Origin of the sequence: Veillonella sp. CAG:933, assembly GCF_000431435.1 — a bacterium.
Classification (GTDB): domain Bacteria; phylum Bacillota; class Negativicutes; order Veillonellales; family Veillonellaceae; genus Veillonella_A.
In genome coordinates this window covers 1-685 of record NZ_HF986187.1, presented here as the reverse complement: position 1 = coordinate 685, position 685 = coordinate 1, and the positions used below count along the sequence as shown (strand labels likewise).

The following is a 685-nucleotide window of genomic DNA, read 5'->3' as shown; positions in this document are numbered from 1 at the left end:
CTAAGGATCTTAGCTTATCTGATGGTAGCGTAACCTTTGCAGAAATTGCAAAAGATGCAGACGGTAACGTACTTGTTAAAGGTGAAGACGGCAACTGGTACAGCGATTTAACCGACGCGGTTTATGATGCAGATTCGCAGACTTACACCAAGGATGGTGAAGCTTTAACGGCTGTCGAAAGTCCGGTTGTGGGAGCGGTGAAGTTAAGCTCGACCGGTCTCGACAATGGCAATCAGCGGATCGTTAATGTAGCAGCCGGTATTAATGGAATGGATGCTGTCAATGTTGATCAACTCGATGCAGCTATTTCTAAAGTATCTTCAGACGTTGGCGGTGCTCATACCGAACTCACTCTCGACGGTAAATCTGCCAAAGCCGGTGCTGATGGTAAATTAGGCGAATACATTGGTGAAAACAATCTGACCATGGCTGTTAAAGACGTTAACGGTCAGAAGGTTTATGACCTCAAATTGAAGAATGAAGTTGTCATCGGTCAACCTGGTAAGGACGGCAAAGATGGTACACCTGGTAGCATCGGTTTAGTTGGTCCTCAAGGTCCTGCCGGTGAAGATGGTCAACCTGGCAAAAATTCTTATGGCGAAATCTCCGTGAAGAACGGCGTTGATGGTGTCGATGGTAAGCACGGCAAAGATGGTATCACTCGTATCGTTTATGAAGATGAAAA

At 46.0% G+C, this 685-nt stretch carries 1 pseudogene; it reads left to right on the top strand.

Going from position 1 to position 685, the window contains the following annotated elements:
• A pseudogene (locus QZL64_RS04660) lies at nt 1–685 on the top strand (hypothetical protein); the annotation flags it as partial.